Here is a 22,536-nt window from a genome sequence, read left to right as displayed (position 1 = left end):
AAAAAAGGATTATTTTGAAAGTTTATTGGTGGGGCTAATGATTTTCGATGGAAAAAAGCGCGGATTTGCGTAGGGAAGGTGCGTACCGCTTCCTTGAGGTGTTGCGGATGCTTTACCATACTGGGTTCTTATCGAACCCGTTAAATGGATGTCTCATGTTCAAGCGTCGTTATGCAGCGCTGTTGCCTGCGCTTATTCTGCTGTCTGCCTGTAGTAGCAAACCTAAGACCGAAGCCGTTCAGCAAACGGCGGGCGCGCCTTCCGGAGGATTCCTGTTGGAGCCGCAGCACAATATGATGCAGATGGGGGGCGACTTCGCGAATAACCCGGCGGCCGAGCAGTTCATCGATAAAATGGTGAGCAAACACGGCTTTGACAGACAGCAGCTGCACGAAATTTTGTCTCAGGCGAAGCGTCTGGACTACGTGCTGCGTCTGATGGACAGACAGGCGCCGACGGCCCAGGTGCCGAGCGGGCCGAACGGCGCGTGGCTGCGCTATCGCAAGCAGTTTATTACTCCGGACAACGTGCAAAACGGCGTGGCGTTCTGGAATCAGTATGAAGAGGCGCTCAACCGCGCGTGGCAGGTGTACGGCGTACCGCCTGAAATCATCGTCGGGATTATCGGCGTGGAAACCCGCTGGGGCCGCGTGATGGGGAAAACCCGCATCCTGGATGCGCTGGCGACGCTCTCCTTTAACTATCCGCGCCGAGCGGAGTATTTCTCTTCCGAGCTGGAAACCTTCCTGCTGATGGCGCGCAACGAGCAGGACGATCCGCTCGATCTGAAAGGGTCGTTTGCCGGCGCGATGGGCTACGGCCAGTTTATGCCGTCGTCCTATAAACAGTATGCCGTCGACTTTAACGGAGATGGCCATATCAACCTGTGGGATCCGGTGGATGCCATCGGCAGCGTGGCGAACTACTTCAAGGCGCACGGCTGGGTGCCGGGCGGCCAGGTGGCGGTGCAGGCGAACGGCGAGGCGTTTGGGCTGGAAAACGGCTTTAAAACCAAATACAGCGTTGCACAGCTGACGGCGGCAGGCTTAACGCCAACCCAGCCGCTGGGCAATGTCGATCAGGTGAGTCTGCTGCGTCTGGATGTCGGGACGGGCTATCAGTACTGGTACGGTCTGCCGAATTTCTACACCATTACCCGCTATAACCACAGCACCCACTATGCGATGGCCGTATGGCAGCTGGGGCTGGCGGTATCGCAGGCCCGCGTGCCGGCGGCGTCACCGTTTAGTCAGTAAGTCACCTTATTCCCCCTCTCCCTGTGGGAGAGGGCTGGGGTGAGGGCATCCGCGCGCATCTATTTCCCGCAGAAACATTTCGCCACACTCCCTCTGCAAACCCGCCATTTACATCTTAACTACCTTTTATTATTGTTATGTTATAACGTTTAATTTGGTGTCGAGATGTCAACGTCCCTTTTCTCTCTGTCTGCTCCGGTTCGGCTTTTGCTGGCGCTGGTGCTGGTTGTCTTTATTGGGCTGGCCGTGTGCTGGGCGGTGGCATTGCCATGATTGTGATGAATGAACTGGTCGCGGGTTATGAACGCCAGCCCATTACGCGGCCCCTTTCGGGCACGATTGAGCGCGGAAGCATGACCGCCATTATCGGCGCTAACGGCTGCGGGAAATCCACGCTGCTGAAAACGCTGGCGGGGTTTATTCCTCCCGTCAGCGGCGGCTTTCGCTGGCAGGGGAAGCGCCCGGTAATCGGATGGCTGGCACAGCGCCACGCGCTGGAGGCGCAGTTTCCGCTGACCGTACAGGACGTGGTAAGCATGGGATGCTGGCCGGGCATTTCGCTGTTTTCCGGGTTTCGTCGCGAAGCGCGGCTGCGCCTTGCCAGCGCGCTTGAGCGCGTCGGACTGGAAACCATGGCGTTATCCACCATCGATGAGCTCTCCGGCGGGCAGTTCCAGCGCATGCTGTTTGCCCGCGTTCTGGTACAGCAGGCGCCGCTGGTGATGCTGGATGAGCCCTTTACCGGCGTCGATGAAGCCACCTGCAACGTGCTGATGGACGTGATGCTGGAGATGTATATGCAGGGGCAAACTCTGCTCGCGGTACTGCACGACAGCGAGCGTGTGTCGCGCCATTTCCCGCAAACGCTGCGGCTGGATGCTGACGTGCCCCAGTGGAAAACCGAGCGGGTGAGGGTGGCATGATCTGGCATCTCTTTTTTCAGCCGTTTATTGAGTACGGCTTTATGCGTCGCGCGCTGGTGGTTTGCCTGGCGCTCTCCGTCAGCACTACCGCGCTCGGGGTGTTTCTTCAGCTGCGACGGATGAGCCTGATGGGCGACGCCCTTTCTCACGCCATTTTGCCGGGTGTCGCCGTGGGGTATTTGCTCAGCGGTATGTCGCTGCTGGCGATGAGTATTGGCGGTTTTATCGCGGGCATTACCGTGGCGCTGCTGGCCGGTCTGGTCAGTCGACGCACGCCGCTTAAGGAAGATGCCAGCTTTGCCGGGTTTTATCTTGGCTCGCTGGCGCTGGGGGTCACGCTGGTGTCGCTGCGCGGGTCGAATGTCGATCTGCTGCATCTGCTGTTTGGCTCCATCCTCGCCGTGGACAACGACGCCGCGCTGTTTGTCACGGGCGTGTGCATGTTCACCCTTATCGTGCTGGCGATGTTCTATCGCGGACTGGTTACCGAAGCGTTTGACACCGCCTGGCTGCAGGTGAACGCCCGCTGGCTGCCCGGCCTGCTGCACGGATTGTTTCTGGCGCTGCTGGTTCTTAACCTGGTGGCTGGTTTTCAGGTGCTCGGCACGCTGATGGCCGTCGGGCTGATGATGCTTCCAGCCGTGGCGGCCCGCTGCTGGGTGCGCACGCTGCCTGCGTTACTCCTGATGGCGGGCATCAGCGGTATTTTCTGCGCATGGCTGGGGCTGAGCCTCTCCTGGGCAATGAGTTTGCCTGCCGGGCCATCCATTGTGCTCACCGCCAGCGCGCTGTTCTTTATTTCCATTTTACTGGGCAAGCGAAGCAGGCTCGCTGGCAGCCTGCGCGCGCTTTTTTAACGCAAGGGGAAACGATGAAACGTACAGGATTAGTCATGGCGCTCGCGCTGGGGATGATGTCGCACGGCGTGATGGCGAAAACGCTGAATGTGGTGACCAGCTTTTCGATACTGGGAGATATCACGCAGGAGGTGGGCGGTGACCATGTGAACGTGACGACGCTGGTCGGGCCGGACGGCGATCCGCATACCTTTGAACCGTCGCCGAAAGACAGCGCGGCGCTGAGCAAGGCCGATGTGGTGGTGGTAAACGGCCTGGGGCTGGAGGGCTGGCTCGATCGGCTGGTGAAGGCCTCCGGGTTCAAAGGACAGCTGGTCGTCGCCTCAGCCGGGGTGAAAACCCACACGCTTGAGGAAGATGGAAAGACCGTGACCGATCCGCACGCGTGGAACAGCGCGGCGAACGGGGCGCTGTATGCACAAAATATTCTGAACGGGCTGGTGAAAGCCGATCCGCAGGACAAAGCCGCGCTGGAAGCCTCCGGTAAACCGTATATCGCGCAGCTTAACCAGCTGGATAGCTGGGCCAAAACACGCTTTAGCCAGATCCCGCAGGCGAAGCGTAACGTGTTGACCAGCCATGACGCGTTTGGCTATTTCAGCCGCGCCTACGGCGTGACGTTTATGGCGCCGCAGGGACTGTCGTCCGAGAGCGAGGCCAGCGCGTCGCAGGTTGCTGAGATTATCAATCAGATCAAAGCCGACGGCGTCAAAACCTGGTTTATGGAAAATCAGCTCGATCCGCGTCTGGTGAAGCAGATAGCGTCGGCGACGGGCGCACAGCCGGGGGGCGAACTGTATCCGGAAGCGCTGTCGGCAAAAGGCGGGGTGGCAGACACCTACGTTAAGGCATTTCGCCACAATGTGAACACCCTCGCCGACAGCATGAAATAACATTTCCACGGCCGGTGCGCCCGCATCGGCTTTTTTCTGAAGCTCCCTCGTAAAACCTGAAGTGCATCCCCACATCTGACGAGAAAGTGCTATCTTGTGCAGCACGTTTTTCTGATGCCTGGAGCGAGAATGACTGACCATGAATTGATGCAGCTTAGCGAGATTGTTGGCCTTGCGCTGAAGCAGCGTGGCGCGACAATCACCACCGCGGAATCCTGCACCGGCGGCTGGGTGGCGAAAGCGATTACCGATATTGCCGGCAGTTCCGCCTGGTTTGAACGCGGATTTGTGACCTACAGTAACGAAGCTAAAGCACAGATGGTTGGCGTGCGCGAATCCACGCTTGAACAGCATGGCGCGGTCAGCGAACCGGTGGTGATCGAGATGGCGATTGGTGCGCTCAAAGAGGCGCGCGCAGATTACGCAATTTCCATTAGCGGCATTGCGGGCCCGGACGGCGGCAGCGACGTGAAGCCTGTCGGCACAGTCTGGTTTGGGTTTGCTACTTCTAAAGGCGAAGGCATCACCCGCCGGGAGTGCTTCAGCGGCGATCGCGAAAGCGTGCGTCGTCAGGCAACGGAATATGCGTTAAAAACGCTCTGGCAACAATTTCTACAAAACACTTGATACTGTATGACCATACAGTATAATTGCACCAACAGAACAGAAATCCACGGTGAAGCACAGTCGCTTCTCCCGGCATGACAGGAGTAATAATGGCTATCGACGAAAACAAACAGAAAGCGTTGGCGGCAGCACTGGGCCAGATCGAAAAGCAATTCGGTAAAGGCTCCATCATGCGCCTGGGTGAAGACCGTTCCATGGATGTGGAAACTATCTCCACCGGTTCGCTTTCTCTGGATATCGCGCTGGGCGCTGGCGGCCTGCCTATGGGCCGTATCGTAGAAATCTACGGGCCAGAGTCCTCCGGTAAAACCACCCTGACGCTGCAGGTCATTGCCGCGGCACAGCGCGAAGGTAAAACCTGTGCGTTTATCGATGCCGAGCACGCGCTGGACCCTGTGTATGCCCGTAAGCTGGGCGTCGATATCGACAACCTGCTGTGTTCTCAGCCGGACACCGGTGAGCAGGCACTGGAAATTTGTGACGCGCTGGCGCGTTCTGGTGCTGTTGACGTTATCGTGGTCGACTCCGTTGCCGCACTGACGCCAAAAGCCGAAATCGAAGGCGAAATCGGCGACTCTCATATGGGCCTTGCGGCTCGTATGATGAGCCAGGCGATGCGTAAGCTGGCGGGTAACCTGAAGCAGTCCAACACGCTGCTGATCTTCATCAACCAGATCCGTATGAAAATTGGCGTGATGTTCGGTAACCCGGAAACCACGACCGGGGGGAACGCCCTGAAATTCTACGCCTCTGTCCGTCTGGATATCCGCCGTATCGGCGCGGTGAAAGAGGGGGAGAACGTCGTCGGTAGCGAAACCCGCGTCAAGGTTGTGAAGAACAAAATCGCTGCGCCGTTCAAGCAGGCTGAGTTCCAGATCCTCTACGGCGAAGGTATTAACTTCTTCGGTGAGCTGGTTGACTTGGGCGTGAAAGAGAAGCTGATTGAAAAAGCGGGCGCCTGGTACAGCTACAACGGTGACAAGATTGGTCAGGGTAAAGCGAATGCCATCTCCTGGCTGAAAGAGAACCCGGCTGCGGCGAAAGAGATCGAGAAGAAAGTGCGTGAGCTTCTGCTGAACAACCAGGACTCCACGCCTGATTTCGCGGTTGATAGCGCGGATGCTGAAGAAACTAACGAAGACTTTTAATTCTCTCGTTTAACAATGAAGGGCTGCTGATGCGGCCCTTTTTGCATTTCTGAATCAGCAGGTTTTTTTATGAGTGAACCGACAACACGTCGACCCGCGTATGCACGCTTACTTGATCGCGCGGTGCGCATCCTGGCCGTCCGTGACCACAGCGAACAGGAGCTGCGGCGAAAACTGTCGGCGCCGGTGATGAGTAAAAACGGCCCGGAAGAGATTGATGCCGCCGCGGAAGATTATGACCGCGTCATCGCCTGGTGCTATGAGCATCGCTATCTTGATGACGAGCGTTTTGCCTCGCGGTTTCTCGCCAGCCGTGGCCGTAAAGGATACGGGCCCGCGCGCATCCGGCAGGAGCTAAACCAGAAAGGGGTAGCCCGGGAGTCCATCGAAAAAGCGATGCGCGAATGCGATATTGACTGGTGCGAACTGGCAAGAGAACAGGCGATTCGCAAGTACGGCGAGCCGCTGCCGCGTGAATTTTCAGAAAAAGTCAAAATCCAGCGCTTTTTGCTCTACCGCGGCTTTCTGATGGAAGATATTCAGGATATCTGGCGTAATTTTGCCGATTGAACGCATGCGGGATTTTACTTCCCACTAAAGAAAACTTATCTTATTCCCACTTTTTCCAGTAGCTGGTCTGTCCAACGGTTTACCGATACAGGCTGGCTACGACATTTCGTTAGCTTGATTTCAGGATAATTATGAGCAAGAGCACCGCTGAGATCCGTCAGGCGTTTCTCGATTTTTTCCATAGTAAGGGACACCAGGTTGTTGCCAGCAGCTCCCTGGTACCGAACAACGATCCGACTCTGCTGTTTACCAACGCCGGGATGAACCAGTTCAAGGATGTGTTCCTTGGTCTCGACAAGCGTAATTATTCCCGCGCCACAACCTCACAGCGTTGCGTGCGTGCGGGCGGTAAACACAACGACCTGGAAAACGTCGGTTACACCGCGCGTCACCACACCTTCTTCGAAATGCTGGGTAACTTCAGCTTCGGCGACTACTTCAAACACGATGCCATTCAATATGCGTGGGAACTGCTGACCGGTGAAAACTGGTTCAACCTGCCGAAAGAGCGTCTGTGGGTTACCGTCTATGAAACCGATGACGAAGCCTACGAAATCTGGGAAAAAGAAGTCGGGATCCCGCGCGAGCGTATTATTCGCATCGGCGATAACAAAGGCGCGCCTTACGCGTCCGACAACTTCTGGCAGATGGGTGACACCGGTCCTTGCGGTCCGTGCACCGAGATCTTCTACGATCACGGCGACCACATCTGGGGCGGCCCTCCGGGAAGCCCGGAAGAAGACGGCGATCGCTACATTGAGATCTGGAACATCGTCTTCATGCAGTTCAACCGTCAGGCCGACGGTACGATGGAGCCGCTGCCGAAGCCTTCCGTTGATACCGGTATGGGCCTGGAGCGTATTGCCGCGGTTCTGCAGCACGTTAACTCCAACTATGAGATTGACCTGTTCAGCACCCTGATCAAAGCCGTTGCCGAAGTCACCGGCGCGACCGATCTGAACAACAAATCGCTGCGCGTTATCGCGGACCACATTCGTTCCTGCGCGTTCCTGATTGCAGACGGCGTTATCCCGTCGAATGAAAACCGTGGCTACGTGCTGCGTCGTATCATTCGTCGTGCTATTCGTCACGGCAACATGCTGGGCGCGAAGGACACCTTCTTCTACAAACTCGTTGGGCCACTGATCGGCGTGATGGGTTCAGCCGGTGACGAGCTGAAACGCCAGCAGGCGCAGGTTGAGCAGGTTCTGAAAACCGAAGAAGAGCAGTTTGCCCGCACTCTGGAGCGCGGTCTGGCGCTGCTGGACGAAGAGCTGGCGAAACTCAAGGGCGACACGCTGGATGGCGAAACCGCTTTCCGCCTGTACGACACCTACGGCTTCCCGGTTGACCTGACGGCGGACGTTTGCCGCGAGCGCAACATCAAAGTTGACGAAGCGGGCTTCGAAGCCGCGATGGAAGAGCAGCGCCGTCGTGCGCGTGAGTCCAGCGGTTTCGGTGCAGACTACAACGCGATGATCCGCGTTGATAGCGCGTCTGAATTCAAAGGTTATGAGGCGCTGGAACTGACCGGCAAAGTGACCGCCCTGTTTGTTGACGGCAAAGCCGTGGACAGCATCAGTGCGGGTCAGGATGCGGTTGTCATTCTGGACAAAACGCCGTTCTACGCCGAATCCGGCGGCCAGGTTGGTGATAAAGGCGAACTGAAGGGCAATGGCTTTAGCTTCAGCGTCAGCGACACCCAAAAATACGGTCAGGCGATTGGTCACCAGGGCAAACTGGTTTCCGGTTCTCTGAAAGTGGGCGAGGGCGTCCAGGCTAACGTTGATGAAGCTCGCCGCGCGCGCATTCGTCTGAACCACTCGGCAACCCACCTGATGCACGCTGCCCTGCGCGATGTGCTCGGTACCCACGTTGCACAGAAAGGTTCTCTGGTTAACGACAAAGTGCTGCGCTTCGACTTCTCGCATTTTGAAGCGATGAAGCCGTCTGAAATCCGTGCGGTGGAAGATCTGGTGAACGCGCAGATCCGTCGTAACCTGCCAATCGAGACCCACATCATGGATCTCGAGGACGCGAAGAAAAAAGGTGCGATGGCGCTGTTTGGTGAGAAATATGACGATCGTGTTCGCGTGTTGAGCATGGGCGACTTCTCTACCGAGCTGTGCGGCGGTACACACGCCTCGCGCACCGGTGACATTGGCCTGTTCCGTATTGTTTCCGAGTCGGGTACGGCGGCAGGCGTGCGTCGTATTGAAGCGGTGACCGGTGAAGGTGCGATTGCCAGCCTGCATGCGCAGAGCGATCAACTGCACGATATCGCGCAGCTGCTGAAAGGCGATAGCCAGAACCTGGGCGAGAAAGTGCGCGTTGCGCTGGATCGCACGCGTCAGCTGGAAAAAGAGCTGCAGCAGCTGAAAGAGCAGGCTGCGGCGCAGGAGAGTGCAAACCTCTCCAGCAAGGCTGTAGACATTAAGGGCGTCAAACTGCTGGTAAGCGATCTGGCGGGCGTTGAGCCTAAGATGCTGCGTACTATGGTCGATGATCTCAAGAACCAGCTTGGTTCTACCGTTATCGTGCTGGCGACAGTGGCAGAAGGTAAGGTTTCTCTGATTGCGGGCGTATCTAAGGATGTGACCGACCGCGTAAAAGCAGGGGAACTGATTGGTATGGTCGCTCAGCAGGTGGGCGGCAAGGGTGGCGGTCGTCCGGACATGGCGCAAGCCGGTGGTACGGATGCGGCGGCACTCCCTGCAGCATTGGCCAGCGTTGAAAGCTGGGTAAGCGCGAAACTGTAATAACTACAAAGCACAAGCAGACGCCATAGCGGTAACGTTATGGCGTCTTGTTCACTGTGCTATCGATAACGATAAAGTCAGGTTGAGTTTGTGTATATCGGCTAAACTTACGTTTAACAGAATGTGATGCCGTGACTGCTTACACTTTACGTGTTTGTCATCGCTTACTTTTTGGCGTTATATGATGGATAATGCCGGGATACAAGAGACCCGACTCTTTTAATCTTTCAAGGAGCAAAGAATGCTGATTCTGACTCGTCGAGTTGGTGAGACCCTCATGATTGGGGATGAGGTCACCGTGACAGTTTTAGGGGTAAAGGGTAACCAGGTACGTATTGGTGTTAACGCTCCTAAAGAAGTATCTGTCCACCGTGAAGAGATCTACCAGCGTATCCAGGCTGAAAAATCCCAGCAGTCCAGTTACTGATATTGTCGCGTCTCGCTGTCGGGCGAGACGCAACCCTCCTGTCATTTTTCCTGCTCAAAGTTACCGTTTAATTTCAATCGCTCTCTTTTTAACCGCTCCATAACCCTTAACTCGTCCTATCGCCGCCTTTTCTGCACAGGTTTTCTGTGAAGAAGCCTGCAAAATCCGCTTATAAAACACCCTCTTTGCGGCTTTTACATGCGAATTGCGTGTGATTTGTGCAAACGATAAAAGCTTTTGGAAAATTGTTTGACTTATAAGTCCCAGAAAGTAATATATGCGCCACGCAGCGACGAGAAGCTCTTAACGAGTTGCTCGAAGCACTCGAAAGAGGCGTTGTGTGGTGAGGTGGCCGAGAGGCTGAAGGCGCTCCCCTGCTAAGGGAGTATGCGGTCAAAAGCTGCATCCGGGGTTCGAATCCCCGCCTCACCGCCATTTTGCATCCGTAGCTCAGCTGGATAGAGTACTCGGCTACGAACCGAGCGGTCGGAGGTTCGAATCCTCCCGGATGCACCATCTATTACTTCATATTGCTTTAGAAGTGATATGAATATCGAGCAGTACAGTAGTAAATCCCGATGCATCCGTAGCTCAGCTGGATAGAGTACTCGGCTACGAACCGAGCGGTCGGAGGTTCGAATCCTCCCGGATGCACCATTTACTATTTCTGAAAGCAGCACCCTGATGCATCCGTAGCTCAGCTGGATAGAGTACTCGGCTACGAACCGAGCGGTCGGAGGTTCGAATCCTCCCGGATGCACCATATTCTCCGAGACAACAGTTATGCTGTTGTTTCAAGGTCTGCGAGTTAATCGCAAGCACCAGGGAGGATAACGTTGCTTTAGCAACGGCCCGAAGGGCGAGGCGCAGCCGAGTAATCCTCCCGGATGCACCATTTACTGTTTCTGAAAGCATTTCCCGATGCATCCGTAGCTCAGCTGGATAGAGTACTCGGCTACGAACCGAGCGGTCGGAGGTTCGAATCCTCCCGGATGCACCATCTTCTCCTTCTTTGTTTATTCCTTCGACGTTCCGTCAGCAATCACACTCTCAGTCAGCGACAAAAACCACCATTTACGATAAAGTAATGCTTTGTTAATCGTTTAGCGAGAGCACGATGTACGCACAGTATGACGGTTTGATCTTCGATATGGATGGCACTCTCCTGGATACCGAACCCACGCATCGTCAAGCCTGGACAGACGTCCTGGGCCGCTACGGTATGCGTTTCGATCTTCAGGCGATGATTGCCCTCAACGGATTTCCCACCTGGCGTATTGCACAGGCCGTGATTGAACTGAATCAGGCCGATCTCGACCCGCACCTGCTCGCGCGCGAAAAAACCGATGCAGTAAAAGCCATGCTTTTAGATACCGTACGCCCTCTGCCGCTGATTGATGTGGTAAAAGAGTGGCACGGGCGTCGCCCGATGTCGGTAGGAACAGGCAGCGAAAGTGCGATTGCAGAAGCTTTGCTCAATCATCTTGGCCTGCGCCACTATTTTTCTGCCGTGGTCGCCGCCGATCATGTTAAACATCACAAGCCCGCACCGGACACCTTCCTGCTTTGCGCAGAATTAATGGGCGTCCCGGCCGCAAAATGCGTCGTGTTTGAAGATGCCGATTTCGGCATCCAGGCCGCGCGTGATGCCGGAATGGATGCGGTGGATGTACGCTTACTGTGAGTGACGCGCTGTCACTTGCCTCATTATTCGCCAGCAGTTTTTTAAGCGCCACGCTGTTACCGGGAAATTCGGAAGTGGTGCTGGTGGCGATGCTGTTGTCCGGCGTGAGTCAGCCCTGGCTGCTTGTATTAATAGCAACAATGGGTAATAGCCTTGGAGGGCTGACTAACGTTATTCTTGGGCGTTTCTTTCCGCTGCGTGAAAAATCGCGCTGGCAGGAAAAGGCAGTCGGCTGGCTAAAACGCTATGGCGCTGCCACGCTGTTATTAAGCTGGATGCCTGTAATAGGCGATTTACTGTGTCTGCTGGCGGGATGGATGCGCATCTCCTGGGGACCGGTGCTCTTTTTTTTGTGCCTTGGCAAGGCGTTGCGCTATGTTCTCGTGGCGTGGGCAACACTACAGGGTATGACGTGGTGGCACTAATTGGTGGAATGAATACGCGACCTTCAATCGTCAACCATTACAATTATGCTGAGTAACATTACTTTGACAGGCGGGAGGTCAATTTGATCCCGGACGTATCTCAGGCGCTGGCCTGGCTGGAAAACCACCCTCAGGCATTGAAGGGTATTCAGCGTGGTCTTGAGCGTGAAACGCTGCGCGTTAACGCGGACGGCAGTTTAGCGACGACGGGTCACCCGAAGGCGTTAGGCTCGGCGCTGACACATAAATGGATCACAACCGATTTCGCTGAAGCGCTGCTGGAGTTCATCACCCCAGTAGAGGGTGATATTGATCATATGCTGACGATCATGCGCGATATCCATCGTTATACCGCGCGCAACCTGGGCGACGAACGTATGTGGCCCCTCAGCATGCCGTGCTATATCGAGCAGGGCCAGGAGATTGAGCTGGCGCAGTACGGCACGTCAAATATCGGCCGGCTGAAAACGCTCTATCGTGAAGGGCTGAAAAACCGCTACGGCGCGTTGATGCAGACGATCTCGGGTGTGCATTACAACTTCTCGCTGCCAATGGCATTCTGGCAGGCGAAATGCGGTGAAACGGATAAAGACGCGATCTCGGAGGGCTATTTCCGCCTCATCCGCAACTATTACCGTTTCGGCTGGGTGATCCCGTATCTGTTTGGTGCCTCCCCGGCGATCTGTTCTTCGTTCCTGCAGGGGAAACCGACCACGCTGCCATTCGAGAAGACCGATTGCGGAATGTACTATCTCCCGTATGCCACCTCTCTGCGCCTGAGCGATCTCGGTTATACCAATAAATCGCAAAGCAATCTCGGTATTACGTTTAACGAATTGCACGAATATGTGGCAGGATTGAAGCGGGCGATCAAAACCCCGTCGGAAGAGTACGAGAAAATCGGCCTCGAAAAAGACGGCAAGCGCCTGCAAATCAACAGCAATGTGCTGCAGATTGAGAACGAGCTGTATGCGCCTATTCGGCCTAAGCGCGTAACGCGCAGCGGTGAAACCCCGTCGGATGCGCTGCAGCGCGGCGGGATCGAATACATTGAAGTGCGTTCGCTGGATATCAACCCGTTCTCACCGATTGGCGTTGATGAGCAGCAGGTTCGCTTCCTGGATCTGTTTATGGTCTGGTGCGTGCTGGCGGATGCGCCGGAAATGAGTTCAGACGAACTGCTCTGTACCCGAACAAACTGGAACCGCGTTATTCTGGAAGGACGTAAACCGGGTCTGACGCTGGGTATCGGCTGCGAAACGGCACAGTTCCCGCTGACGAAAGTCGGTAAAGATCTGTTCCGCGATCTGAAGCGAGTTGCCCGGACGATGGACAGCATCGACGGTGGCGACGCATATCAACAGATTTGCGACCAGCTGGTAGCGTGCTTTGATAACCCGGAACTGACATTCTCAGCGCGTATTCTGCGTTCTATGATTGATCAGGGCATTGGTGGTACGGGTCGCTCACTTTCGGCGGAGTACCGTGAAATGCTGATACAGGAGCCGTTAGAAATCCTGAGCGAATCAGATTTTGTCGCGGAACGCGAAGCGTCCGTGGTGCGTCAGAAAGAGGTTGAAGCGGCGGATACCGAGTCGTTTGAGGCGTTTCTGGCGAAGCAGGCTTAAGCAGAAAAGAAAAAGGCCACATCGCTGTGGCCAAAATATACATCTCTGAATTCAGGGATGATGATAACAAATGCGCGTCTTTCATATACTCAGACGCGCATTCTGTAGAAGAGTTCAGTTTATTTTAAAAAAAATCACTATCGGAGGTGACGTATGCCGTTATTAGATAGCTTTACTGTCGACCATACCCGTATGGAAGCACCTGCAGTCCGCGTGGCGAAGACCATGCACACCCCGCACGGCGACACGATCACCGTCTTCGATCTGCGTTTCTGCGTGCCAAACAAAGAAGTGATGCCGGAGAAAGGCATTCATACGCTGGAACACCTGTTCGCTGGCTTCATGCGTGACCACCTGAACGGCAACGGCGTTGAGATCATCGATATCTCTCCGATGGGCTGCCGTACCGGTTTCTACATGAGCCTGATTGGTCAGCCTGAAGAGAAACGTGTGGCAGATGCCTGGAAAGCGGCCATGCAGGACGTGCTGAAGGTGAAAGAGCAGAACCAGATCCCAGAGCTGAACGTTTACCAGTGCGGCACCTACCAGATGCACTCTCTGGAAGAAGCGCAGGAAATCGCGCGTCATATCATCGAGCGTGATGTGCGCGTGAACAGCAACGAAGAGCTGGCCCTGCCGAAAGAAAAACTGCAGGAACTGCACATCTAGTGCACCTTTTCCCTCTCCCTCAGGGAGAGGGTAGGGTGAGGGTTGTTTAACCCATGACCACAACCTCGACTTTTTCCTTTATCCACCGTCCCCTCGTTCCGTTTGCCCATGATTACATTCATGGTGACAGCGAACCCTGGCACAAGCACGACTGCGCGCAGCTGCTGCACACTCTGAGCGGCGTGGTACGGGTGGATACCGCATCTGGCTGTTGGGTTGTGCCTCCCGGTCGCGGCGTCTGGCTGCCTGCGGGGACTCGCCACTCGCTTCGCATCACCGGCAACGTGGCGGCGCGAACGCTGTTTATCGATCCGCTGGCGCGGGCCGATCTCCCGGCCACCTGCCAGATCGTGCAGATAACGCCGCTGCTGCGCGAGCTGATCCTCGTCTGCCTTGCTTTACCTGAATCGTACTCACCCGGAAGCCGGGATGAGCGCGTCTATGAGCTCATTCTCGATGAAATCCGCACTATGCCGGTGCTGCCGTTTCACCTGCCGGAGCCGGAAAGTGAGGCGCTACGTCGCCTGTGTCTGCAAATCCGGCAACACCCGGGTGAAAGCTGGTGCAGCGCGCAGGCGGCGAGCATGATGAACGTGAGCGAGCGCACCCTGAACCGCCATTTTCAGCAGCAGACGGGATTAAGCTACGTCGAGTGGCTGAGAAGGGCGCGCCTGCTGGAAGCCTTAGTGCGGCTGGCGCAGGGCCAGCCGGTATTACGCGTGGCGCTGGATCTGGGGTACGGCAGCCACAGCGCCTTTACGGCCATGTTCCGTCGGGTGATGGGCGTCTCTCCCAGCGATTACTTTAAGAACGACTGACGGCGTTAAACAGCGCCTGAAGCGACGCGCGCGCCACGTCGCTGTCAATGCCTACGCCCCAGCGGCTGCTGCCGTCCTGGAACAGGCAGCGGATGTAGGCCACCGAGCGGCTGTCGCTGCGTTCGCCTAACGTATGCTCGTGGTAATCCTTTATCACGAACGGGGCGTTGACCCAGCGGCTTAAGCCGTGAGCGGCGGCGGAGAGCAGACCGTTACCCTGACCCTCCAGCTGGCGCGTTCCTCCCTGTGTGGCGACGCTGGCCGTTAGACGCAGCTGGCCGTCCTGCTGGCTGTCGCTGCGGTAGGATTGTAGCGCATAGTGCGGCGATGCTACCAGGCCGTAGCGGGCGCGGAACAGCTGCCACAGCGCATTATGCGTCATCTCTTTTCCGTGGCGATCGGTTTCCTGCTGCACGTGCAGGCTGAAATCCTGCTGAAGGGCGCGAGGTAATTTCAGGCCATGATTCTGTTCGATGAGCCATGCGCTGCCGCTTTTTCCTGACTGGCTGTTCACGCGGATCACCGCTTCGTAGGTGCAGCCGATATCCTGGGGATCGACAGGCAGGTAAGGCATCTCCCAGCGATCGCCCGGCCTGCGGGCATCAAAGCCTTTTTTAATCGCGTCCTGATGCGAGCCGGAGAAGGCGGTATAGGCCAGCCGTCCTGCCCACGGATGGCGCGGGTGCACCGGCAGCTGATTGCAGGTTTCCACCACTTCCACCACCCGATTCATATCGCTAAAGTCCAGATTCGGGCTAACCCCCTGGCTGTAGAGGTTCATCGCCAGCGTTACCAGGCAGACGTTGCCCGTACGTTCCCCGTTACCAAACAGACAGCCCTCCACGCGGTCAGCCCCCGCCATTACGGCCAGCTCCGCGCAGGCGACGCCGGTACCGCGGTCGTTATGCGGATGCACGCTGATGCAGACGTCGCGGCGGCGGCTAAAATGGCGACAGAAGTACTCGATCTGGTCGGCATAGACGTTCGGCGTGCTCACTTCGACTGTGGCGGGTAAGTTGATCACCATAGGCCGTTCATCGCACGGCTGCCAGATCTCCGCCACGGCTTCACAAATCTCCAGCGCAAACTCCGGCTCGGTAAAGCAGAAGGTTTCCGGAGAGTATTCATACTGCCAGCGGATGTCGGGATTTTCCTCACACAGCTGGCGAATAAGCCGCGTCGCGCGCGTCGCCAGCTCAACGATTTGCGCTTTCTCCATGCCGAAGACCAGGCGGCGGAACAGCGGGGCGGTGGCGTTATACAGATGCACGGTGGCCTGCTTTGCGCCGCGCAGGGATTCAAAAGTGCGATGGATGAGATCTTCCCGCGCCTGGGTTAATACCTGAATCGTCACGTCATCCGGGATGCGGTTCTCTTCAATCAGCTGGCGAACGAAGTTGAAATCCGTCTGCGAGGCTGAAGGAAAAGCCACCTCAATTTCTTTGAATCCGCAGCCCAGCAGCAAATCCCAGAACTGCAGCTTGCGGGTGCTGTCCATCGGCTCGGCAAGGGCCTGGTTGCCGTCGCGGAGGTCGGTGGAAAGCCAGCGAGGCGCGCGGGTGATGCGTTGCTCCGGCCAGCGGCGGTCGGGCAGGGAAAGGGTCGGATAGGGTTGGTACTTGTCGGCGGGTGTGTTCAGCATGATGCGCTCCTGTTGTCTTTTCACTATCGTGAAGTGATTACAGGAGCGCTGCTTTATCGAAACTGACAATCGCTGTCGCGTTCTGGACAACCGGGGCGGTTGCCCTGTGGCGGCTACCAGCGCAGAGGATTAATGCGCACCACCGCCGCCGCCGCCGGCACCAAACGGCGGTCTGGCAAACCACACCAGCCCCAGCAGGATGATAAAGATCCCTGCCGATATCCAGAAAATCTCGTTGGCCGAGATAATTAGCCCCTGGTTGGTGATCTGCTGGGCAATCCAGCCGGACGCCTGCTGCTCCGTCATTCCCATCCCCTGAAGCTGGCTATACATCTGCTGAGCATTCGGGTTGTACGGGTTCACCGCTTCGGTCAGCTGGGCGTGGTGCATCGATTCACGGTTCGTCCACAGGGTGGTGGTGATCGACGTACCGATGGAGCCCGCCAGCGTACGGGTGAAGTTCGACAGGCTAGACGCGGCCGCCAGACGCTCGGGCGGTAAGCCAGAGAGCGTGATGGTAGTCAGCGGCATAAAGAAGCACGCGACCGCGAAGCCCTGAATGAACTGCGGCCACGCAGAGGCGCCAAAGTCCATTCCTGGCTCAAAGGTATACGCACGCCAGTAGAAGCACACCGCATACATGATGAAGCTGAACGTCACAAGACGGCGCATGTCGAGCTTATGGGCGAAGCGGCCAATTATCGGCGACAGCAGGACCGGGATCACCCCGACCGGCGCTGAGGCCAGACCCGCCCAGGTTGCGGTATAGCCATACACCTCCTGCAATAGCTGCGGCAGCAGAACAATCGCGCCGAAGTAGAGCATATAGGCGAGGCTGATACACAGACATCCAATGGTAAAGTTTCGCGACTTAAACAGCGAGAGATCGACTATCGGGTTGTCGTCCGTCAGCTCCCAGACGATCAGGAAGCTTATCGACACCACCGCGACAATGGTCAGGATGATAATTTCCTGCGAGTTGAACCAGTCGAGCTCTTTACCGCGGTCGAGCATGATCTGCAGACTGCCGATACCCAGGATCAGCAGCGCCAGCCCGATGCTGTCGATTCGCCGCTGTTCGGTGCGGGTCTCACGTCCCCGCAGCGACTGCAGCGTCATTAATACCACGACGGCGCCAATCGGTACGTTGATGAAGAAGATCCAGCCCCAGTGGTAGTTATCGCTGATGTACCCGCCCAGAATCGGTCCGCAGATAGGCGCGACGATAACGGTCATCGACCAGAGCGCCAGCGCGACGGAACGTTTTGCGGGAGGGTAGTTGCTCAGCAGCAAACTCTGGGAAAGCGGGATCAGCGGCCCGGCGACAATCCCCTGAATGACGCGGAAGAAAATCAGCATCGTCAGGCTGCTGGACATGCCGCACGCCCACGAGGCCAGTACAAACGCCACCGTGGACCAGAGGAACAGCTTCACCTCACCGACGCGCTTTGCCAGCCAGCCGGTAATCGGAATGGAGATGGCGTTTGCCACCCCAAACGAGGTAATGACCCAGGTCCCCTGGCTCAGCGACGAGCCAAGGTTACCGGCAATGGTCGGGATCGCCACGTTTGCGATGGTGGAGTCCAGCACCTGCATGAATGTCGCCAGCGACAGCGCGATGGTCATAATGACCAGCTGCGCCCCTTCCAGCGGTTTTTGCGGCTTTTGCTGTTGCATAACGCTCACCTTCGGATTAACCGGCGTTTGCCTTCACGATGTCATCGATCAGCTTGTTGACCGGATCGAGGCTAATTTCACGGGCGTTACTTTCATAAGCCGGGCTGCTGCGCACCTGGCTTGCCAGGATCTGACCGTCGCGGTTGGCGGTGTCAACCGTCACCAGCGTAGAGAGGCCAATACGCAGCGGGTGATCCGCCAGCTGTTTAGCATCCAGCTCAATACGTACGGGCAGACGCTGAACCACTTTGATCCAGTTACCGGTGGCGTTCTGCGCAGGCAGCAGGGAGAAGGCGCTGCCGGTCCCCATGTCCAGGCCCACCACTTTACCGGTGTACTTCACGTCATCGCCATAGATGTCGCTGACAACCGTCGCGGTCTGGCCGATACGCATATGGGCAAGCTGCGTCTCTTTAAAGTTAGCGTCTACCCACAGGTTGTCCGCCGGCACGACCGCCATCAGCGGCGTGGTTGGGCTAATCTGTGCCCCTGGCTGGACGGAACGACGGGAGACATAGCCGGTCATCGGGCTGACGATTTTGGTACGCTGCAGGGCAAGCCACGCGTTGCGCACTTCGGTCGCCGCCTGCTGAACGGCGGGCTGGTTTTCCAGACTGGTGCCCAGCACCATCGCCTGGTTGGCGTTGTACTGTTGAATGGCCACATCCAGCTGTGCCTGAGCGCTGGCAACGGCATCGCGGGCGTGCTGCAGCTCTTCACGGCCAATCAGGTTGGCGGTGCCGAGCGGCACGCGGCGGTTCAGGTCGCTCTGCGCCTGCGCCAGCGCCGTTTTCTGCACATCGATGTTGGCCTGCAGCTGTTTGCTGTTGATCATCAGCTGGCGGGTCTGACGGACGCTGGAGGCCAGCGCGGTCTGTGCTTTTTCAAAAGCCTGCTGGGCGTCGGTTGGATCGAGGGTCACCAACACATCGCCTTTTTGCACAAAGTCGGTATTGTCAGCCCAGACTTTCGTCACGCTGCCCGACACCTGCGCCATAATTTGTACCTGGTTCCCTGCCACGTACGCGTCGTCAGTCTCTTCAGCATGACGCAGTACTAAAAACCAATAGATCCCATATGCCACGGCAATAATGATAAAGAGCAAGGTCAACAGAAGAAGGGCGCTCTTACGTTTGCCTTTCTTGTTGGCCGGTTGCTGCGGGGTAGTGCTCTCCGCATTTGCGCTCATTGTTGTTCTCCACGATCTTCTTATTTTCACATCGGCTGAGCCGACCTGTTGTCAGAAAGGCCAGCAGTGTGACGTGCTGGCCTGTCGGTTTTCTTATGAATCAGGAATGGTGAGCGTGTCGTCGCGTTAGCGCAGCGCCTCAAGAACGGCGCCGTCTTCATCCATCTGGTCCAGACGGGTGAGCAGCTTGCGAGTGATGTGCTCAAGCTGGTCGCGCTCGGCGGTGCTGAGGACAGACCAGAGTTTGTGCAGGCAATTGTGCTGAGGTGGCAGCACCTCGCGCAGGAACTGGTGACCTTTATCGGTCAGTTGCAGATGCAGGCAGCGGCGATCGTTGTCGCTTTCGCGGCGCTCAATCCAGCCACGCTTTTCGAGTTCATCGGCAATACGGGTCGCATTGGTACGGGAGGAGCCCAGCGCGCAGCTCAGTTCGGAAGGCTGAATGCTGTGATTTTCCTGAGACTCCAGCGTGATCAACGCCATAAACAATGTCTCGTTAATCCCTTGAGCTTTCAGCATTTTATTACGGTTTTCCAGTAGCTTACCCTGCATGTGCATGCACAGGCGAGTCAGCAGGATTTCCTGGTACGGAAAGTCCTCATGGCGACTGGCGCGGAATTTAAGCATTTGTTCAATGGGCGTAAACGAACTATCCATTTGGGCATAACCTCATTAATTACAGCCGATATAGTAACGACGGTGACAAATAATGTAAATGAATTATTTGTGCGGTTATATCCGCCAAACTTATGTCACCATCAGAAAGCGCCGGGTAAGTCCGTGACCCGGTGAGCACAGAAAGCGTAGGGTATGAACCCGCTGAGGAAAGGATGTGAGGACGGGGGTCTGAACTATTCATGCCAATTGTAAATATGTCACCCACATTAAAATTTCTGGGATAAATGATTACGTTTACATTAACAGAGTGAAGGGCCTCTTAACACCCTAAGAGGCCAACTCAATGTAAATGTTAGTTAATTGCATCCTGACGGTGGTAACCACGCCACCATACTAGCAGGTTGAGGGTAGCGACGATGGCCCCAATCGCACACACCCCCGACCAGCCCGCATGCTGCCACGCCGACGCTGAAATTAGCGAACCCGCAGCGCCGCCGATAAAGTAGCTGGTCATGTAGCCGGCCGTCAGGCGGTTACGCGCCTCTGGCTTCACGCGATAGATAACGGTCTGATTGGTAATGTGAACGCCCTGTACGGTGAGATCGAGTACCAGGATACCGACGATCAGCGCCAGCACCGAAATGTGTCCGTACCAGATCGCCGCCCAGGAGAGCAGAAGTAAAATCAGTCCTGCGGAGGTGGTCAGGTGGGATTTACCCTTGTCGGCCAGCCCGCCTGCGGGACGCGCGCCCAGCGCGCCTGCGGCACCGGCCAGGCCGAACAGGCCAATCACCCCTTCGGAATAATTGAACGGCGGTGCGGCCAGCAGAAACGCCATTGACGTCCACAGAATGCTGAAGTTAGCGAAGGTGAAGCAGCCCAGCAGGGCGCGAGTGCGCAGAAGCTTATCCTGGGTGAACAGGCTGAAAACGGAGGCCAGCAGCTGCGGGTAGTTCAGGTGGTTTTCCTGCTTCACTTTTGGCAGCCCGCGCCACAGCGCTAGCGCCATAACGACCATCAGCACGCTCGCCACCCAGTATACGGTGCGCCAGCCGCCGAGGCTTGCCAGCAGCCCAGCAACGGTACGCGCCAGCAAAATCCCCAGCAGCAGGCCGCTCATGATGGTACCCACCACCTTGCCGCGTTTTTCCGGAGAGGCGAGAGTCGCGGCGAGCGGGACCAGAATTTGCGCCACCACGGAGAACAGTCCCGTTAGCGCGGTTCCGACGATCATCATCGTCAGCGACTGGCTGCTGGCGGTGATCAGCATCCCACCGGCGGCCAGCAGGGTCATGGAGACGATCAGCATTCGGCGTTCAAACATATCGCCCAGCGGCACCAGAAACAGCAGCCCGGCGGCATAGCCTAGCTGTGCTGCGGTGACGATAAAGCCTGCGGAGCTGGCGGAGAGATTGAACGCGCGGGCGATGGTGTCGAGAAGAGGCTGCGCGTAATAGTTGCTGGCGACGGCCAGACCCGTTGCCACGGACATTAAAAGGATGAGTGCGGGGCTAAGCCCTTGAGTTGTTTTTGTCATTAGTTTCAGGAATCGTTAGTTGAGTGATTATTTTTCCGGAAACCATAATAGCTAATGATTGTGAAAGTTGGGGGATTGTTGGGTGATGGATTGTGCGGTTTAGGGGGATAGTGCGGTTTGATCCCCTCACCCCGGCCCTCTCCCCAAAGGGGAGAGGGTTAGGGTGAGGGGTAGGGTTTTGTTTTTACTTCTGCGCCTCAAGCGCCTCTTTCACCCAGCCGTCAAACTGCTGCTGGTGGGCTTTGATCCAGCCGTCGACGTGGCCTTTGACATCTGCCTCAGACGATTTACCCGCGTGCATCATCGCGTTCTGGGCGTTGATGTCAGCCAGCGGCAGCTTCATTACCGAAAACAGCTTCGCCGCCGCCGGGTTTTTCTCCGCCCAGGCATTGTTCGCCACGATATGCATGGTGTTCACCGGGAAGCCGTAGTTCATGCCGTTCGGCAGCCTGGTGTCGATATCTTTCTGCTCGCCCGGCAGGGAAGAGAACGGCACCTGCAGCCACACCACGTCTTTACCCGGCTTCAGCACGTCGCTTACCCAGTACGGCGTCCAGGTGTAATAGATCACCGGTTTACCCTCTTTGAAGCGGGCAATGGTGTCGGCCATCATCGCTGAATAGTTGCCGTGGCTCACGTCGACCGTTTTCGCCAGATCGAAAGCTTTGTTCTGGTGGTTAATCACCGCTTCACAGCCCCAGCCAGGCGAGCAGCCCATCATGTCGGCCTTGCCGTCACCGTTGGTGTCAAACAGTTTGGCGATCTTCGGATCTTTCAGCTGTTCAATATTGGTGATGTGGTACTTATCGGCGGTTTTCTTGTCGATCAGATAACCCTGCGCCGCGCCCGTCACGAAGGTACCCTCGCGATAGAATTTCTTGTCGCCACCGGCGGCGGCATACATGTCGTCGTGCAGCGGCTGCCAGTTGACGGCGGTAAAGGTGGCGTCACCGGAGGCAATCGAGGTGTAGCCCACGTTGTAATCCACTTCGCTCGGCGTGTTAACCGTATAGCCCAGTTTTTCCAGCGCGCGGCTGACGATCAGGGTCTGGAAGCTCTCTTCCGAAATGGTGCTCTGCACCGGCTGCACGGTAACGCCTTTACCCGGCAGGTCTGCCGCAAACGTGCTGGTGGAGACAAGGGTGGCAAACGCTGTGGCAAAAAGTACGTTATGTCGCATCGTTGTTCC

Annotated in this window: 20 protein-coding genes and 5 tRNA genes; 19 read left to right on the top strand and 6 right to left on the bottom strand. The window is 56.7% G+C overall.

Annotation, left to right across the window (positions count from 1 at the left end):
* Positions 1-155 precede the first annotated feature (155 nt).
* The 19 genes from mltB (at position 156) to ELK40_RS17905 (ending at position 14,684) form a co-directional block, all read left to right on the top strand.
* Positions 156-1,256 (top strand): lytic murein transglycosylase B, encoded by a 1,101-nt coding sequence (mltB, locus tag ELK40_RS17995; RefSeq protein WP_181899769.1) that lies wholly within the window; start codon positions 156-158, stop codon positions 1,254-1,256.
* 269 nt (positions 1,257-1,525) lie between these two features.
* The gene (locus ELK40_RS17990; protein ID WP_115876137.1) at positions 1,526-2,179 is read left to right on the top strand and encodes an ATP-binding cassette domain-containing protein; all 654 of its coding nucleotides are present in this window, start codon (positions 1,526-1,528) and stop codon (positions 2,177-2,179) included.
* Positions 2,176-3,036, top strand: coding sequence for a metal ABC transporter permease (locus tag ELK40_RS17985; RefSeq protein WP_115876136.1), 861 nt, complete (start codon positions 2,176-2,178; stop codon positions 3,034-3,036). Before ELK40_RS17990 ends, ELK40_RS17985 begins: the two co-directional genes overlap by 4 nt.
* Positions 3,037-3,050: 14 nt before the next feature.
* Positions 3,051-3,929: a metal ABC transporter substrate-binding protein gene (locus ELK40_RS17980; protein WP_115876135.1), complete on the top strand. Its 879-nt coding sequence runs from the start codon at positions 3,051-3,053 to the stop codon at positions 3,927-3,929.
* Between the two features lie 129 nt (positions 3,930-4,058).
* The gene (gene pncC / locus ELK40_RS17975; RefSeq protein ID WP_115876134.1) at positions 4,059-4,556 is read left to right on the top strand and encodes a nicotinamide-nucleotide amidase; all 498 of its coding nucleotides are present in this window, start codon (positions 4,059-4,061) and stop codon (positions 4,554-4,556) included.
* A gap of 89 nt (positions 4,557-4,645) precedes the next feature.
* On the top strand, positions 4,646-5,704 hold the full coding sequence (gene recA, locus ELK40_RS17970; RefSeq protein ID WP_024907698.1) for a recombinase RecA: 1,059 nt from the start codon (positions 4,646-4,648) through the stop codon (positions 5,702-5,704).
* Between the two features lie 69 nt (positions 5,705-5,773).
* Entirely contained in the window at positions 5,774-6,274 is a 501-nt protein-coding gene (gene recX / locus ELK40_RS17965) for a recombination regulator RecX (protein ID WP_111965498.1), read from the top strand.
* A gap of 131 nt (positions 6,275-6,405) precedes the next feature.
* Entirely contained in the window at positions 6,406-9,033 is a 2,628-nt protein-coding gene (gene alaS / locus ELK40_RS17960; RefSeq protein ID WP_127732104.1) for an alanine--tRNA ligase, read from the top strand.
* 241 nt (positions 9,034-9,274) lie between these two features.
* Complete coding sequence (csrA, locus tag ELK40_RS17955; protein WP_000906486.1) at positions 9,275-9,460, top strand: carbon storage regulator CsrA; 186 nt, start codon at positions 9,275-9,277, stop codon at positions 9,458-9,460.
* Between the two features lie 342 nt (positions 9,461-9,802).
* Positions 9,803-9,895, top strand: a tRNA-Ser gene (locus ELK40_RS17950).
* Positions 9,896-9,899: 4 nt separating this feature from the next.
* A tRNA-Arg gene (locus ELK40_RS17945) sits at positions 9,900-9,976 on the top strand.
* Positions 9,977-10,040: 64 nt separating this feature from the next.
* Positions 10,041-10,117 (top strand) — tRNA-Arg (locus ELK40_RS17940).
* Positions 10,118-10,146: 29 nt separating this feature from the next.
* Positions 10,147-10,223, top strand: a tRNA-Arg gene (locus ELK40_RS17935).
* A 160-nt stretch (positions 10,224-10,383) separates the two neighbouring features.
* Positions 10,384-10,460, top strand: a tRNA-Arg gene (locus ELK40_RS17930).
* A 117-nt stretch (positions 10,461-10,577) separates the two neighbouring features.
* A complete protein-coding gene (yqaB, locus tag ELK40_RS17925; RefSeq protein ID WP_127732102.1) occupies positions 10,578-11,144 on the top strand; it encodes a fructose-1-phosphate/6-phosphogluconate phosphatase in 567 nt (188 codons plus the stop codon).
* Entirely contained in the window at positions 11,141-11,569 is a 429-nt protein-coding gene (locus ELK40_RS17920) for a YqaA family protein (protein ID WP_008499541.1), read from the top strand. The genes yqaB and ELK40_RS17920 overlap by 4 nt, the downstream gene beginning before the upstream one ends.
* A gap of 83 nt (positions 11,570-11,652) precedes the next feature.
* Positions 11,653-13,197: a glutamate--cysteine ligase gene (gshA, locus tag ELK40_RS17915; protein WP_032653134.1), complete on the top strand. Its 1,545-nt coding sequence runs from the start codon at positions 11,653-11,655 to the stop codon at positions 13,195-13,197.
* A gap of 153 nt (positions 13,198-13,350) precedes the next feature.
* Positions 13,351-13,866 (top strand): S-ribosylhomocysteine lyase, encoded by a 516-nt coding sequence (luxS, locus tag ELK40_RS17910; protein ID WP_014833019.1) that lies wholly within the window; start codon positions 13,351-13,353, stop codon positions 13,864-13,866.
* Positions 13,867-13,919: 53 nt separating this feature from the next.
* The gene (locus tag ELK40_RS17905) at positions 13,920-14,684 is read left to right on the top strand and encodes a helix-turn-helix transcriptional regulator (RefSeq protein WP_127732100.1); all 765 of its coding nucleotides are present in this window, start codon (positions 13,920-13,922) and stop codon (positions 14,682-14,684) included.
* Here ELK40_RS17905 and leuA read toward each other — a convergent pair.
* The 6 genes from leuA to proX form a co-directional block, all read right to left on the bottom strand.
* Positions 14,671-16,326, bottom strand: a complete 1,656-nt coding sequence (leuA, locus tag ELK40_RS17900; protein ID WP_127732098.1) for a 2-isopropylmalate synthase — start codon at positions 16,324-16,326, stop codon at positions 14,671-14,673. The two genes, ELK40_RS17905 and leuA, sit on opposite strands and share 14 nt — an antisense overlap.
* A gap of 129 nt (positions 16,327-16,455) precedes the next feature.
* Entirely contained in the window at positions 16,456-18,003 is a 1,548-nt protein-coding gene (emrB, locus tag ELK40_RS17895) for a multidrug efflux MFS transporter permease subunit EmrB (RefSeq protein ID WP_115876129.1), read from the bottom strand.
* Positions 18,004-18,019: 16 nt separating this feature from the next.
* The gene (emrA, locus tag ELK40_RS17890) at positions 18,020-19,192 is read right to left on the bottom strand and encodes a multidrug efflux MFS transporter periplasmic adaptor subunit EmrA (protein WP_045909303.1); all 1,173 of its coding nucleotides are present in this window, start codon (positions 19,190-19,192) and stop codon (positions 18,020-18,022) included.
* Between the two features lie 126 nt (positions 19,193-19,318).
* Entirely contained in the window at positions 19,319-19,849 is a 531-nt protein-coding gene (gene mprA, locus ELK40_RS17885; protein ID WP_023333174.1) for a transcriptional repressor MprA, read from the bottom strand.
* 313 nt (positions 19,850-20,162) lie between these two features.
* Positions 20,163-21,347, bottom strand: a complete 1,185-nt coding sequence (locus ELK40_RS17880; RefSeq protein WP_127732096.1) for an MFS transporter — start codon at positions 21,345-21,347, stop codon at positions 20,163-20,165.
* A gap of 184 nt (positions 21,348-21,531) precedes the next feature.
* Entirely contained in the window at positions 21,532-22,527 is a 996-nt protein-coding gene (gene proX, locus ELK40_RS17875; protein WP_127732094.1) for a glycine betaine/L-proline ABC transporter substrate-binding protein ProX, read from the bottom strand.
* Positions 22,528-22,536 lie beyond the last annotated feature (9 nt).

The sequence above is a fragment of the Enterobacter sp. N18-03635 genome (genome assembly GCF_004006055.1).
GTDB classification, from domain to species: Bacteria; Pseudomonadota; Gammaproteobacteria; order Enterobacterales; family Enterobacteriaceae; genus Enterobacter; species Enterobacter vonholyi.
Note: the sequence above shows the minus strand (reverse complement) of the source record. Positions and strands in the feature narration are given on the sequence as shown.